12 protein-coding genes are annotated in these 14,737 nt (G+C 40.3%); 4 read left to right on the forward strand and 8 right to left on the reverse strand.

Translation table 11 applies throughout. The annotated features are described in order from the left end of the window. Positions 1-31: 31 nt before the first annotated feature. Entirely contained in the window at positions 32-943 is a 912-nt protein-coding gene (cheV, locus tag ACZ07B_RS09095) for a chemotaxis protein CheV (RefSeq protein ID WP_014476655.1), read from the reverse strand. A gap of 203 nt (positions 944-1,146) precedes the next feature. On the opposite strand from cheV, the gene ACZ07B_RS09100 reads away from it, so the two are divergent. Together ACZ07B_RS09100 and ACZ07B_RS09105 are read left to right on the forward strand one after the other, a co-directional pair. Continuing rightward, complete coding sequence (locus ACZ07B_RS09100) at positions 1,147-1,308, forward strand: hypothetical protein (protein ID WP_130572300.1); 162 nt, start codon at positions 1,147-1,149, stop codon at positions 1,306-1,308. Positions 1,309-1,509: 201 nt separating this feature from the next. After that, positions 1,510-2,691, forward strand: coding sequence for an aminotransferase A (locus ACZ07B_RS09105; RefSeq protein WP_014476653.1), 1,182 nt, complete (start codon positions 1,510-1,512; stop codon positions 2,689-2,691). Positions 2,692-2,700: 9 nt separating this feature from the next. Here ACZ07B_RS09105 and kinA read toward each other — a convergent pair whose 3' ends face one another. Together kinA and ACZ07B_RS09115 are read right to left on the reverse strand one after the other, a co-directional pair. Beyond that, positions 2,701-4,521, reverse strand: coding sequence for a sporulation histidine kinase KinA (gene kinA / locus ACZ07B_RS09110; protein WP_014476652.1), 1,821 nt, complete (start codon positions 4,519-4,521; stop codon positions 2,701-2,703). A gap of 163 nt (positions 4,522-4,684) precedes the next feature. Then, entirely contained in the window at positions 4,685-6,808 is a 2,124-nt protein-coding gene (locus tag ACZ07B_RS09115; protein ID WP_464877112.1) for a peptidoglycan D,D-transpeptidase FtsI family protein, read from the reverse strand. 336 nt (positions 6,809-7,144) lie between these two features. Between ACZ07B_RS09115 and ACZ07B_RS09120 the strand changes: the two genes are divergently transcribed. Continuing rightward, positions 7,145-7,918, forward strand: a complete 774-nt coding sequence (locus ACZ07B_RS09120) for a CAP domain-containing protein (protein WP_024573418.1) — start codon at positions 7,145-7,147, stop codon at positions 7,916-7,918. Positions 7,919-8,255: 337 nt separating this feature from the next. On the opposite strand, the gene ACZ07B_RS09125 is transcribed toward ACZ07B_RS09120, so the two are convergent. The 3 genes from ACZ07B_RS09125 to mcpC form a co-directional block, all read right to left on the reverse strand. Further along, complete coding sequence (locus ACZ07B_RS09125; RefSeq protein ID WP_464877113.1) at positions 8,256-9,146, reverse strand: Vgb family protein; 891 nt, start codon at positions 9,144-9,146, stop codon at positions 8,256-8,258. 429 nt (positions 9,147-9,575) lie between these two features. Next, positions 9,576-10,442 carry an NAD(P)-dependent oxidoreductase gene (locus tag ACZ07B_RS09130; protein WP_015715802.1) on the reverse strand — a complete coding sequence of 289 codons (867 nt, stop codon included), beginning with the start codon at positions 10,440-10,442 and terminating at the stop codon, positions 9,576-9,578. 137 nt (positions 10,443-10,579) lie between these two features. Then, on the reverse strand, positions 10,580-12,547 hold the full coding sequence (gene mcpC / locus ACZ07B_RS09135; protein WP_464877114.1) for a methyl-accepting chemotaxis protein McpC: 1,968 nt from the start codon (positions 12,545-12,547) through the stop codon (positions 10,580-10,582). 134 nt (positions 12,548-12,681) lie between these two features. Between mcpC and ACZ07B_RS09140 the strand changes: the two genes are divergently transcribed. Further along, the gene (locus ACZ07B_RS09140; RefSeq protein ID WP_024571337.1) at positions 12,682-13,383 is read left to right on the forward strand and encodes a GNAT family N-acetyltransferase; all 702 of its coding nucleotides are present in this window, start codon (positions 12,682-12,684) and stop codon (positions 13,381-13,383) included. Here ACZ07B_RS09140 and splB read toward each other — a convergent pair. Further along, entirely contained in the window at positions 13,376-14,404 is a 1,029-nt protein-coding gene (splB, locus tag ACZ07B_RS09145; protein WP_464877115.1) for a spore photoproduct lyase, read from the reverse strand. The genes ACZ07B_RS09140 and splB overlap by 8 nt on opposite strands. A gap of 77 nt (positions 14,405-14,481) precedes the next feature. Then, positions 14,482-14,721, reverse strand: coding sequence for a splAB operon transcriptional regulator SplA (gene splA, locus ACZ07B_RS09150; RefSeq protein ID WP_003218644.1), 240 nt, complete (start codon positions 14,719-14,721; stop codon positions 14,482-14,484). Positions 14,722-14,737: the final 16 nt, after the last annotated feature.

Consider the following 14,737-nt stretch of genomic DNA (forward strand, 5'->3'; position numbering starts at 1 on the left):
CGTGCCTCTTTCTGGCAACGGCTGTTTTTATTTATTCAATAACATACGTATCCACTTTTTTAATCAAATCACTGATCTCAGGCTTGCTGATTTGCTCATCTGCGCCTACAACTTCGCCGCGGTGACGCAGATCATCCGTAATTAACGATGAGAAAATCATAACCGGCACATCTGAGCTTTTCGGATTTTCCTTCAGCAGCTTTGTGAGCCTGTGTCCGTCCATTTTTGGCATTTCAATATCAGTGATGATCATATCAATCTGTTCTGATAAATCAGTTTCGTTTTCAGCAAGGTTCATAATGTATTCATATGCCTCTTTTCCATTTTCAAACGAAGCGATATTGTTGTACCCTGCTTCTTTTAATTCATCCTGCAAGAGGCGCATCAAAAGCGGTGAGTCCTCTACAATGATTAGCTTTTTATCAGTTCTTCTTTCATCGAAGCCCTCGGTATGCATATTATACGTGTCAACACCTGAATCTGATTCAATGTCATAAATAATTTTTTCATAGTCAGGCAAAAAGATCATCAGGTCTTCGAGCTTAATAATCCCGGTAAGGTGCCGCTCCATTCCTTGATTTAACGATGTCGGCTTTTCAATCGCTTCCCAGGATACTCTGTGAATTTGAGAAACAGAGCCGACATGAAAAACAATTTTCCGTTTATTAAATTCAGTCACGATATATTTCTCATCTTTTGATCCTTCAGGCTCTACTCCAAAAAATGAGAAGAGACTGATCACAGGGAGGATTTCTCCTCTGAGTTTAATCATTCCTTCTACATGCTGATGGGAGTGAGGCACTGATGTCACCTCGACAGGCTGAATAATTTCTCTTACCTTCATGACGTTAATTCCGAAAGCATTTTCACCCACGCCAAACTTCACAATTTCTAATTCATTTGTACCAGAATCCAATAAAATTTCGTATTGTTGTAACGACAATTCAATCCCTCGCTATTCGCATTCAGTATTGTACTGTATATATCGGCGTAATTTGTAAAAAGTGAATGGCAGCTCTTCAAAATCGAATTCCGAAGGCAACAAGCCGCGTTCCTCAAAAAAGAAACTTTTTTCCTAATAACCATTGACTTTCCAACTAACAGTGATAAAATAGTCAAGGATTTTTCCAAAGAAGGGTGTAAATAATGGGTACCTTAGTAATATTTAAAGAAAACGAAATGACTGTTTTAGAGGATATCAGTGAAGAAACTTACCTGAATATGAAGAAAGAATCAGCTGACCTTCAAGAAGAGCATCCTCAGTATCTGATTTGGCACGAAGACCTTCATTTTGATTATGGCTATTAATGAAATTGGCACATATAAACAATAATAGAACATGTTACAATAAAGACAATCAAATCGCTGGTTGTCTTCTTTTTTTCTGAAAAGAAAGGTATGTTTAGAAAAAAGGCGCATACAATCGAAATATATCAGTTAAAAAGGTGACAAATGATCAGCTAGTGGTAAAATAGGATAAACTCATTATATTTGTTAAGGTGATGAATTATGGAACATTTGCTGAATCCGAAAGCAAGAGAGATCGAAATTTCAGGAATACGCAAATTCTCGAATCTTGTAGCCCAACACGAAGACGTCATTTCACTTACAATCGGCCAGCCTGATTTTTTCACACCGCATCATGTGAAAGCTGCCGCAAAAAAAGCCATTGATGAAAACGTGACGTCATATACTCCGAATGCCGGCTACCTGGAGCTGAGACAAGCTGTGCAGCTTTATATGAAGAAAAAAGCGGATTTCAACTATGATGCTGAATCTGAAATTATCATCACAACAGGCGCAAGCCAAGCCATTGATGCTGCATTCCGGACGATTTTATCTCCCGGTGATGAAGTCATTATGCCAGGGCCTATTTATCCAGGCTATGAACCTATTATCAATTTGTGCGGGGCCAAGCCTGTCATTGTTGATACTACGTCACACGGCTTTAAGCTTACCGCCCGGCTGATTGAAGATGCTCTGACACCCAACACCAAGTGTGTCGTGCTTCCTTATCCGTCAAATCCTACCGGCGTGACTTTATCTGAAGAAGAACTGAAAAGCATCGCAGCCCTTTTAAAAGGCAGAAATGTCTTCGTATTGTCTGATGAAATATACAGTGAATTAACATATGACAGACCGCATTACTCCATCGCAAACCATTTGCGGGATCAAACAATTGTCATTAACGGCTTGTCAAAATCACACAGCATGACCGGTTGGAGAATTGGATTTTTATTCGCACCGAAAGACATTGCAAAGCACATTTTAAAGGTTCATCAATACAATGTGTCGTGCGCCTCATCCATTTCTCAAAAAGCCGCGCTTGAAGCTGTCACAAACGGCTTTGACGATGCATTGATTATGAGAGAACAATACAAAAAACGTCTGGACTATGTTTATGACCGTCTTGTTTCCATGGGACTTGACGTAGTTAAACCGTCCGGTGCGTTTTATATCTTCCCTTCTATTAAATCATTTGGAATGACTTCATTTGATTTTAGTATGGCTCTTTTGGAAGACGCTGGTGTGGCACTCGTGCCGGGCAGCTCGTTCTCAACATATGGTGAAGGATATGTAAGATTGTCTTTTGCGTACTCGCTGGACACACTGAGAGAAGGCCTGGACCGTTTAGAATTATTTGTATTAAAAAAACGTGAAGCAATGCAGACGATAAACAACGGCGTTTAAGCCGTTGTTTTATTTTTTTGGAAATGAAATTTTAAACGCTGTGCCTTTTTCAGGATGGCTGTCCACATGTATAACTCCCTGATGGTTTTCAATGATATTAAATGTCACCATTAATCCAAGCCCCGTACCTTTTTCTTTTGTTGTTAAAAATGGCTCTCCAATCCGGTTTAGTACCTTTTCAGGTATACCTTCCCCTTCGTCTTTGACAGTAACATGAACAGAATGCTCATCTTCGGTTATGATAATGTCTACTGTTCCCCCATCAGGCATTGATTCAACTGCATTTTTGATTAAATTAATGAATACCTGCTTTAATTGGTTTTGATCCCCGTTTATATAAATGCTGTCTTTTTCATAACTTGTTCTGATAAAAATGCCATTTAAATTCGCCTGCGTTTCTAACAGGGCTGAAACCTCACCAATTAATTTTTTCAAGTTCAAATATTCTTTGACAGCATTTTGCTGAGGTTTCGCCAGCATGAGCAATTCACTGAGTATTAATTCGATACGGCTGAGTTCAGAAAACACAATATCAAAGTAATGTTCGTTGCCTTCCATTGTCGGTTTCATCAGCTGTAAAAATCCTTTGATCGCTGTAAGAGGGTTGCGGATCTCATGGGCGATTCCCGCCGCGAGCTGCCCTGCGATTGATAATTTTTCCGATTTCAGCATCAATTCTTCTGTTTGTTTTCTCTCTGAGATGTCCCGAAGAATGACCTGGACGGCCGCTTCACCAAAAAAGGTCGTCGGAATGCAGACCATCTCCGTATAGATGACCCTGTTCTGAAAGGTGAACCAGGATTGCTTGACAATTTCAGATTCTGTTTTTTGCTCGGCGATATTTTGGATTCTCTCTTTTACATCCTCGTGATCGCAAGGATGCAGCTGATCGTATATGTTTTTGCCAATTAAGTCCTCATAGGTAGCCGCTTCAAACAGGGAAATTCCCGATTCATTCATAAACACCCATTTTCCATTGTGAATCACCGCAATGGTATCAATGGAATTTTGAATCAGCAGCTGATATCGTTCACGGCTTTTTTGCAGGATGGTTTGGAATTTTTTCCTTGAAGAGATATCGATCAGCAGCAGCAGCTCAGCCTGCTGTTTTTTGTAGACGGTCGGGGATGCTTTCACTTCTAAATGAACAGGTGTGCCATCAAGCCTTTTCCACGTCTGTTCAATCATTCCGACTTCCATTCCTTTTTGCATTCGTATAATCCTGTTTTTCACGATATCATGATATTCTTCTTCAATAAATTCATAGGACCATTTACCAATAATAGCATCCTTGCTTTTTGCTCCCAGCATTGAGAGCATCGCGCTGTTTACATAGACGATCTTGCCTTTGACACTGATGCATAGCGGACTCGGGAGATTTTCAACCAACCGTTCATAATCATCCGTTATATATGTAGTCGATTCCGGGCTTGCAGGTTCGATTTCATGTTTTTCGCAGTTTAGGGATTGATGGCCTGTTTCTTCTTCAAGAACCTTCATTTTCAAAATGATTTCCCGTTCTGTCCGCTCAGCTCTTGTCGTAACAATTTCTACCGCAGCCTCCACCCACACAATCGTATGATCTTTTTTAATAAAACGAAAGGTGCACGGCATCAGATGATGTTCATTATAAAAATAGCTTTCAACCAAAAATTGGTCTTCCTCATGCAGAAACGTTTTGAGGAATGATCCGATCATCTCTCCTTGGAGATAGCCCAAATGCAGTTTGGAGTTGGCAGATATATAAATGATGCGTCCATTAGAGGCCAAGACTGCATGAATATCGGTTTTTGTTTGAAGTGGTTTAACATGCTGCGTATCCTGTTCCACAGAATCCCTCCTTTGCATGATCATCGTGTTTCGACATATACAGATTGACTTTTACCTAGTATGATTCGCTAGAAAATGAGTATTCTCCTTCTATTCTTATGGTGAACGTCAATTTTTGAATAAAAGAAAGGGCACACAATCTTTTCGTTGTGCACCCTGTTTTTTATTTTTTACTGTGTTTTTTTTCGAGCTCTGCGTAGGCGTGGATAGCTCTTTTGGCAATGAGTTTGTTGATCGGGTCGTGGTCGTTCGCTACAGAAGGGACAACAACACTGAATGCTACTTTTGGATTTTTTGATGGATAATAGCCGACAAATGTTAGATTGTACGTGCTTTTTCCCCACCAATTACGATTTGTTCCGTAATAAAATGTTTGAGCAGTTCCTGTTTTTCCGGAAACATCCTCTGCAAACGTATTTCTAGCTGTTCCCGAAGTGGTAACTAGCTTCATTCCAGTCTTCACCTGCTGAATGTCACTTTCTGAGTTGTTAATTTTGTTGAGAATGTTTGGCTTTCTTTGTTCAATGGTCTTCCCAAGGCCTTCTTTTTTGCTGGGCTCATGAACACTTGTAACAATTCTTGGCTGAATGCGGTACCCCCCATTGGCAATTGATGAGATGTACTGTGCCATTTGAAGCGGTGTATATGTATCGTATTGTCCAATGGCCAAGTCTAAAATTAACCCCCCTACCGCATCAGGTGTAGTTTGCATTCCGGCTGATTCCTGCGGAAGATCAATACCTGTCTTTACTCCCAGGCCAAATTGGCTGTAGTAATTTCTCATTTTGTTTAAATCCTTCTGGTCAGCAGGAAGAGGTCCATACGGCTTGTATGTGACACCGGCAATGTGCATGGCAACATTAAACATATATACGTTTGAACTTTTTTGAAGAGCGGTTAATTCATTGATGGTTCCCATGTTCATGTAGGATTTCTTCGGTTTGTTACCGTATCCTGCTAAATAAAGAGGTGTATCAACAAAATATTTATAATGCGGGATCCCGTCCTGATAGCCGGCTAGCACGGTGGCCCCCTTTACTGCTGATCCCATTTCATATTGGGTGGTAAATGCCCCTATCGCATAATCTTCAATTTTGTTGGTTTTTAAATCTATCTTTTTCCCTGCCATCGATAAAATATCGCCGTTATTCGGGTCCATCATCACGGCAAAGGCTCTGTCAAGCATGTAATTTCCGCGTGCACGGCTGTTTCTTACTTCTTCTTCAATGATCTTTTCTACCTTTGCCTGAAGCTCCATGTCAAAAGCAAGCTGAAGATCGTATCCCCTGCTGCCTTTATCAATGGTTTTTTGGCTGACGACATTTCCTTTATTATCTTCTACGTATTCCACTTTTTCTTTATGCGAATTTAAATATTCTTCATATTGATACTCTAAATAACTTTTTCCCACCCTGTCATTATTCGCATAGCCTCTTGTTAAGTAGAAATCTTTCCGGTCGCTCAGCAGGCCCTGATCAGGTGTCGTGACGCCCCCGAAAACAGAATAAAGGGTTTTGTCATAAGGATATTTTCGTGTCCAATCGTTTACGATATCGATTCCCGGAAGTTCTTCTAAATGCTCAGAAACAATGGAAATTTCATCATATGTTAAGTCATTTTTTGGTCTTTGCGAGGAGTTTTTCTTCTCATCAAGCAGCGCTCCGTTTTTTCCATTGCTATTGCTCTTATTTGGATTCATTGCCTTTACGATTTGAGGTTCGTAAGCATTTCCGCTTGAAAACCTTGTATATATCGCAGCAGTTTCCATTTCTTCGTCATCTTGCTGAATAGCCTTTAATTCTTGATCCGGAACACGCTCTATTTGAAGCTTGTAAGCCTGGTCTCCTTTCAGATTGCTTTCTGATTCCTTAAGCAGAGCGGCGGCTTTTTTCGGATGAGCTGCGATCCAGTAATCACGAAGATCCCTTTCCTTCAAAAATTCAGTATCAATATGAATGAAAGAAGCAAGCCGCTTCGCTGTTTTGATTTTATCTTCTGTTTTTGTGCTAGATGTTGATACATACACAATTTCTGGAACGCTCTGGTTGTCGACAGCAACTTTCTGGTTTCTGTCGTACATCTTCCCGCGAGGCGCAGGATAGTAAGCTGTTTTTGCATTTGATTTCTCAGCGTCTTCTTCATGCTGTTCGCCTTCAACAATTTGAACAACCCCGAGCTTAAAAATTAATGCAGTGAATAGAACAAAGACAGCTAGGAAAAAAAGGTTCATTCTGATTGCTCTGTTTCCTTTGCTCTTTTTCTTTGGTTCACGTCCTATTTCAGTCACTTCTGGTTACCCCTCTCAAATCATTCAATATATTTACATATACTGAGATTAATTGTAACACCTTTGTAATAGTTGTTACAGCGAAAAGGAGTAAAAAAAGCTGTCAATATAAAAACACATTAAAATATAACTAACGGTTCAAAAAAAAGGAAGATATGTAACGGTACGATAAAATCATATATACCGCTGATTCCCTTATTCTTAGTGATTCAACGGATTTACTTTACGAAAATGACAATCTCTATTTGTCAAAGGAAAGTGCTGGAACCTTTATGACAAAAAAGCTATGTTATGATTTTTCTGTAGAAACAAACAACTCTAGGAGGTTACGAACTAATGAAGAAAGCATTTATTTTATCTGCTGCCGCTGCGGTTGGATTATTCACATTCGGGGGCGTACAGCAAGCATCAGCGAAAGAACTCTCCTGCCAGCCTGTGGTTACAGTAAAAACGGGGAACACAGTACAAAACATGTCACTTAACGATGCAGTGAAAAAACTGCATATTAACACAAATATCAAAACGTTAAACGCTGCAAACGAAAAAGAGATTAAGCAGCTTCTTCAAAAACATGCGAAGCAATCTAACGTGAAAGTTCAGGATGTTCAAAAGACAGAAACGGCAAAACCTGCACAAAAGACTACTGAAAAAGCAGCTGCTGATCAAAACACTGCTTCTAAAGCACCTGCAACTGCTGAAAAAACAAACACAACAACATCTGCACCTTCATCTGTAAGTGCATATGAGAAAAAAGTTGTTGAACTTACAAATGCAGAAAGACAAAAACAAGGATTAAAGCCGCTTCAAATTGATGAAACGTTAAGCAAATCTGCACGCGCAAAATCTCAGGATATGAAGGACAAAAACTACTTTGATCACCAAAGCCCAACATACGGCTCACCGTTTGATATGATGAAATCTTTCGGAATCAGCTACAAAACAGCAGGTGAAAACATTGCGAAGGGCCAAAAGACACCAGAAGAAGTAGTAAAAGCTTGGATGAACAGTGAAGGACACAGAAAAAACATTCTAAACCCTAACTTTACTCACATCGGTGTTGGCTACGTTGAGTCTGGAAGCATCTGGACACAACAATTCATCGGAAAATAATAAAAAAATTCCCTGTACGATACAGGTAATCTTCAGCTTGTAGAGAAAACCATGTTTTTTCTACAAGCTTTTTTGTTGTATTCATCTAAATGTATGGAGAAACAGAAAAAAGCTGCCAGACCCCCAGCCAAGCAAGGTTAAGTTAAGGCAGTCTTCTTCACCCGGCTGTGAGGGGAACTTGTTCACTAAATCCGTTTTTCTTTCACCTTCAATAGCAAAGCTGCTGCAATAGATTTATGCCATTGATAGATTTGACTTTTTATAATAAAGGAGAAATTTTTGAGTCAGGTTGAGCAACTTAGGGTTTCGCATGAGGTGCAAAGGAGCTCATTTCCCATTATTTAGTTAATTTTAATTTCCCTATTTTGTTACATTCTAATGCAAACCAAACTGTGCCATCATTATCGCATCCTATTCCATGAGGCTCAGCATGAGGTGTGTTGATTGTATATTCCTCAATTGTTTGATCACTTGTCAGCCTTCCGATTTTATTCCCCCCCCATTCGGTAAACCATAAATCAGATTTTACACCTGCAGCGATAGCGTGAGGTCGTGCATTTGATGTAGGGATATCATATTCAGTTATTTCACCGGAAACCGTAATCTTACCTATCTTATTACCCATTATCTCTACAAACCAAAGTGCATCATCATGCCCTTTTGTAATGCCTACTGGTCCTGCTGCTGGTGTAGGAATTGGAAACTCCGTTAACTCACCTGATTCAGTTATTTTGCCGATAGCATTATTCTGGTTTTCAGTGAACCAAAGTGAGTGATCTGAACCCAACGTAATAAAAGAAGGGTACGATCCTTCATTAGGCAGTTCGTATTCATGAATTTTGCCCTCTGATGTCAATTTACCTATACGATTTCCATTCATCTCAGTAAACCAGATATCTCCGCCTGGACCTTCCGTAATCCCATATGGGGCTGAATGTTGATGCGGCAATGGATATTCTATAAATTGCCGTTTTGCTGTCAGTTTCCCTATCTTATTAGCCCTATTTTCTGTAAACCAAATATCACCTTTTGAAGACACCGTTAAACACATGACTCCAGCATCAGGTGTCGGAACAATATACTCTTGAATTTGGCCCGTCTTATCAAGACAGCTGATCTTGTTAGCTTTATGTTGAGTAAACCATACCTTTCCTTCGGGTGAAATGGCTATCCCGTATGGACCAGAATCAGAATGTAAAATATTTATTTCTTGCTGTTCAAGCTTCATATCAATACCCCCATCAATAATAATCTACAAAAAAAGCCTCCTATACTCACTTTTCTGAGATAGGAGGCAATGCTAAATCGACTTCACTCCAAAGCCGCTTTAGTAATAAGAACATTACCCCATAATCCTATCTCAGAGAATAAATCAATAAACAAAACAAATAAGCCATTCAGATCATCAGAAAAATAGTCACTGATGTTGAATGTATAGGTTAAGCTATTGATTCTTTCTTAAAGCTAGAATTATAGAATCATGTTCTTATTTTCACCCTTTCGTTTTTCGTTAAGGCAACAGTAAAATACTGTCTCCTTTTTGTCAATTATTTAAAACAAGTGGTATTTTTCTCTTTTACGCACTTATAGTCCAAAAAAAGGCTGTCGAGATTTTCACGACAGCCTGATGGTTGCCTGCAGGATACAAGCAGTCTTTTTATTTCACCCAAAGCTTATATATACTCTGTGTTCCGCTGTTTTCTTCACCTTGAGCAGCTAGCTTGTCATATAAGGATTTTGCGAGCGACAAGCCTGGCATTTCTTCCCCCATTAATTCTGCTTCCTCTAGTGCAATTCCCATATCCTTAATAAAATGCTTCACATAAAATCCCGGTTCAAAGTTGCCTTGCAGCATACGGGGAGCAAGATTTGACAATGACCAGCTTCCGGCTGCGCCCGTTGTGATGCTTTTCAGAACATTTTCCGGCTCTAGGCCTGATTTTTGAGCATAAGCCATCGCTTCAGCAACACCGATCATACCGGCTGCAATTGCAATCTGATTGCACATCTTGGTATGCTGTCCGCTTCCAGCCGGTCCTTGATACTGAATATTCTCTCCCATTAAAGAGAAAATCGGCATGCAGGCTTCAAAAGCTTCTTTTTCTCCACCGACCATAATCGCGAGTGTTCCGTTTTGTGCACCGACGTCTCCACCGGAAACAGGAGCGTCTAAAGCGAACAATGCTTTTTCTTTGGCCGCTTCAGCAATCTTCTTCGCAAGCGAAGGCTTAGATGTCGTCATATCAATAAGATATGCGCCTTCTTTTGCGTTTTCAATAATTCCATTGCTTCCGAAATACACTTCTTCAACATCACTGGGATAGCCGACCATTGTGATGATAACATCCGCTTCTTTCGAAAGATCTTTGACCGTATCTTTCCAGATCGCGCCTTTTTGAAGTATGCTTTCTGCTTTTTCTTTTGTCCGGGTGTACACCAAAACAGGGTGGCCGTCATTCAGAATATGTGATGCCATGCTTTTTCCCATTACTCCAAGACCGATAAAACCAATTGTTTTTTTCAAGGTCATTCCTCCCAGATGTTTCGTTTAGATTTTAGTTAAAATTTATCATTTTTCCTTCATTTTCTAGACTACCATATCTATTCATCTTATAAAATAAAAAATCCCCAAAACAAATGATGTTTGGGGATGTAATTGGATTACAATGTGAATTTTGCAATTGTGTTCATAAGCTCTTGGCTTGCATGTTTTAGTGTTTCCGTTGAGTGTTTGACTTTATCAAGGGTGACAAGCTGTTCATCGGTTGATGCGTTCACTTCCTCTGCTGCGGCAGCTGATTCCTGTGATATGGCTGAAATGCTTTGAATAGCTTCAGATATCGCAAGCTGTTCTTCACTCATTCTTTGAATTTCCGCGTAAATGTGATCAATACCTTGTACCAGTGACTGCATTTCTGCAGTTATCGTATTTAATACCTCTCCAGTTTCGTGAATGGCACTATTTTGTTCATCATTCATTCTGCTTGCCTCAACCATTGCGTGAGAGGCCTCTTTTGTCTCAAGCTGGATAAGCTTCACAGTCTCGCTGATATGCTTTGTAGAAAGGGCTGATTGCTCAGCTAACTTCCGCACTTCATCGGCTACGACGGCAAAACCGCGCCCGCTTTCTCCGGCTCTGGCTGCCTCAATACTGGCATTTAAGGCAAGCAAATTGGTTTGATCAGATATGTTTGAAATCGCTGTAACGACTTCTTCAATATTCTTAGTTTGATTTTCCAAATCCAGCAGCATCGTTTCAACCTTTTTCGTTTCCATATTGGCTTCGTTTGATTTCATCAGAAGCTGGCCGAGCGCGTCAAGTCCTTTATAGCTTGCATCCTCGGACGATTTTGAGCGTTCTTTAATTCCGCCTGCCTCCTCAGCGATTTGCCTGATTTTCGTTGACAGGCTTTCCGATTTTTCATTAATGGTTTCAACTTCAGAAGCCTGTTCCGATGCCCCTGCGGCTACTTCTTCAATCGCTTTTGCAATTTGTCCGCTTGTTTCATTTGTTTCGGCAGAGACAGCCGTTAATTGTTCAGAGGTGTCAGATACTTTCCCTGAAGAGAGTCTCACTTGCTCAACCATCTCCTTCATATTTTCAACCATCAGATTGAAGTCTCTTGTTAAAATACCGACTTCATCCTTGGATTTAGATTCCGCGCGCACTGTTAAATCGCCTGCGGAAACAGCTTTCGTTTTTGCGATCAGCTGCTGTATCGGACCGGTTATCGTTTTGGCCAGGAAGTAGCTGAGAATAATTGTTATGATAAGCGCAAGCAATGATATCCAAAGATTTGCCCGATTCATTTTATCTGAAATCCACATTAATTGATCGGTATCAAATTGCGTTCCGACCTTCCAGCCTGTCTCGCCAATCGTTTGGTACACAACCATTTTCCCATTCACATCTTGTATCCCTTTTTTCTCGGATGCGATGGTTTGCAGTGTTTGATCCTTTGATATATTTTTTCCTTGATTTGACGGATGGGCTAAAAGATTGCCGCTCGCATCAGCTAAAAAGGCAAATCCTTTGTAAGGCACCTTTTGTTTATTGACCATACTCTGGATAGCAGAGAGTTTCAAGTCATAGCTGGCAACCCCTATCACTTTTTGCCCGTCTAAGATCGCTTTCGATGCAGTAACAATCATGTCTCCTGTCACGACATCTTTATAAGGTTCCGTCCAAACAACTTGATCCGGGGTTTCAGCTGCAAGCTTATACCATGGTCTTGATGTTGGATCATAATCCTCAGCGAAATCCGCTTTTGGATATGTAAACATTTCTTTTTTGGCGGTGCCTATGTAAGCCATCGCAACATAATCATCGTTATCTTTGATTTGCTTAATGTCATCGTGAAACAGCCGAGAAGCTTCTTTACTTGGTTTCGTTACAAATGTATGCGTTAATTCCCCATTAGCCAATCTTGATAACGAAATGGCATAACTCTTTAATTGCAATTCAATATTTTGTTCAAGTGACTGCGTCACATTTTGAGTTGTATTTTTCCCATCCTCTGTAATCATCGGTTTTAGCGTCAAATAAGAAGACAGCATTAAAAGAACAACTGTGACGATTAACATAATCGAAACAAAAACAGCAATCTTCATGTGAAGTTTTTTAAACAAACCAATCCCCTCCTAATTTCTATATCGGCCCTTTCGTTTGAAAAATGAATAATCAAAAAATAAATTATAAGAAAATCGGAATATATTTACTGAAAATTCAATCTTCGTTATAATGAAACAACATAAGGAGAGTGATGATCATACTAAAACAAATGTATGTGCATGACGGCAGAAAATTTGAGGCTCTGACCATCAGAAACTACACTGAGACTGACATCGAGAGGCTGATTTCTCTTCAAAAAGAATGTTTCCCTCCTCCGTTTCCCCAGGAATTGCTGTGGTCAGAGGACCAGCTTGCCAGCCATATCAAAACCTTTCCAGAAGGCGCTTTATGCGCGCTCATCAATGGCAGAATTATCGGTTCCATGACTGCTCTTATTGTACAATTTGAGCCTGAATCTCCTGATCATACATGGGCACAAGCAACAGACAACGGATCGATTAAAAACCATGAACCTCATGGAAATACTTTATATGTAGTGGATATTTCTGTTTCTCCTCATTATCGAAAGCTTGGAATCGGAAAATGGCTGATGAATACGATGTATGAGCTGACTGTTGATAAGAGACTCGAGCGCCTTCTCGGCGGCGGCCGCATTCCTTTATATCATAAATACGCACACGAGATCAGCGCTGTTCAGTACGTTGAAGATGTGATGGAAGGCAGGAAAAACGACCCTGTGCTGTCCTTTCTCCTCCGTTGCGGGCGTTCACCTATTCGTGTAGTCAGCAATTATGTAGAGGATAAAGAATCATTGAATTACGGTGTTTTGATGGAATGGAAAAATCCTTTTTATAAAAAGAGAGCTGTTGATCACAACAGCCCGTTTAAGTGAAATATTCAATTTTCGCGTTAGGGAAAAAGGTATCAATATAGGATTCAAGTGCTTCTCGAAGTGCATGCTCTTCGTCTTTCTGATAAATATATTTTCCGATCCCGTAACGGCCCCATTTATAACGGCGCTTTTCTTCATCTAATTCGAGCTTCGTCTTCGGATAATTTTTCTCTATCACTCGTTTGGCCGGTTTTGTAAAACGGTGTTGAATTAATTCAAACGTTATGTCATGTCTAACGTCCTGCGGCAAAGCAGCATCAAGCTTTTCAAACAGATGTCTGTATCCTTCTTCCCAGCCTTCATGAATATAAATCGGAGCAACAATAAAGCCTAGCGGGTAGCCTGCTTTTGCAACTTTTACTGCCGCTTCTATCCGCTTATCAAGAGGTGAAGTTCCCGGCTCAAAGTTTTTAATCACATAGTCGGCATTAATACTGAATCTGAATCTCGTTTTCCCGTTATGCTTTGCGTCTAATAGGTGATCGACATGATGAAATTTCGTTACAAATCGGAGCTTTCCGAGCTCGCTTTGTCCAAAATGTTCAATGGCGCGCTTCAGCGTGTGTGTCAGATGATCAATTCCTACAATGTCTGACGTACATGATGCTTCGAACCTTGTGAACTCTGGTGCGCGCTCCTTCATATACTTATCTGCCTGATCCAAAATCTCTTCGACGTTTACATAAGTTCTGATATACGGCTTTGATCCCATGGTTGTTTGCAGGTAGCAGTAATGACAATGCCCCATACAGCCTGTTGCAAACGGAATGGCATATTCGGCCGAGGGTTTGGATGAATCAAACTTTAATGTTTTCCGGACACCGATAACTAAAGTTGATTTCGCATTGCGATATTGCTGAAGATGATTTTTCCCAGGAATATTACGCACCTGATTGTGGGATGTTGTTTCTCTGATTTCAATGCCCATATTCTCAAATTTATCTTGTAATTCTTGGCCTAGCGGATATTCCAGCGCCCTCGGTTCTATATATACAAGCTGCGGAACAAATGGGTTCTGCATGATGCCACATCCTTTTCCTTTACTAACGTTACTTTTCTCACTAGGCGGAAAGGATATGAGTTGTAATGATTTCCTTGTTACTCATACGGATCAATATCAAAGAGTTCTTTGTAAAGCGATTTAGCTTCTTCATAGCTTGCAAACACAGCATCGTCCTCTGCGAACGGATGATAGGTTTCATAAATAAACAGGGAAAGCTCGCCTTCATGGTATGGATGGTGCACAATTTCGGCTTCCTTTATGTGGGCTACATTGGCGGCGTGCGGATTTCTGTAGATCACATAAACAGTATCTCCTGCGTTAAATTGGTTTGACATACTATCCCTCCTAGCC

The sequence above is a fragment of the Bacillus sp. 9.4 genome (assembly GCF_055486415.1).

What these genes read in the sequence shown, in the direction of transcription:
- ACZ07B_RS09120 (WP_024573418.1), top strand. Translation starts at nt 7,145, where the DNA reads ATGAAGAAAGCATTTATTTTATCTGCTGCCGCTGCGGTTGGATTATTC.
- splB (WP_464877115.1), bottom strand. Translation starts at nt 14,404, where the DNA reads ATGCAGAACCCATTTGTTCCGCAGCTTGTATATATAGAACCGAGGGCG.
- ACZ07B_RS09125 (WP_464877113.1), bottom strand. Translation starts at nt 9,146, where the DNA reads ATGAAGCTTGAACAGCAAGAAATAAATATTTTACATTCTGATTCTGGT.
- ACZ07B_RS09105 (WP_014476653.1), top strand. Translation starts at nt 1,510, where the DNA reads ATGGAACATTTGCTGAATCCGAAAGCAAGAGAGATCGAAATTTCAGGA.
- ACZ07B_RS09100 (WP_130572300.1), top strand. Translation starts at nt 1,147, where the DNA reads ATGGGTACCTTAGTAATATTTAAAGAAAACGAAATGACTGTTTTAGAG.
- splA (WP_003218644.1), bottom strand. Translation starts at nt 14,721, where the DNA reads ATGTCAAACCAATTTAACGCAGGAGATACTGTTTATGTGATCTACAGA.
- ACZ07B_RS09140 (WP_024571337.1), top strand. Translation starts at nt 12,682, where the DNA reads ATGATCATACTAAAACAAATGTATGTGCATGACGGCAGAAAATTTGAG.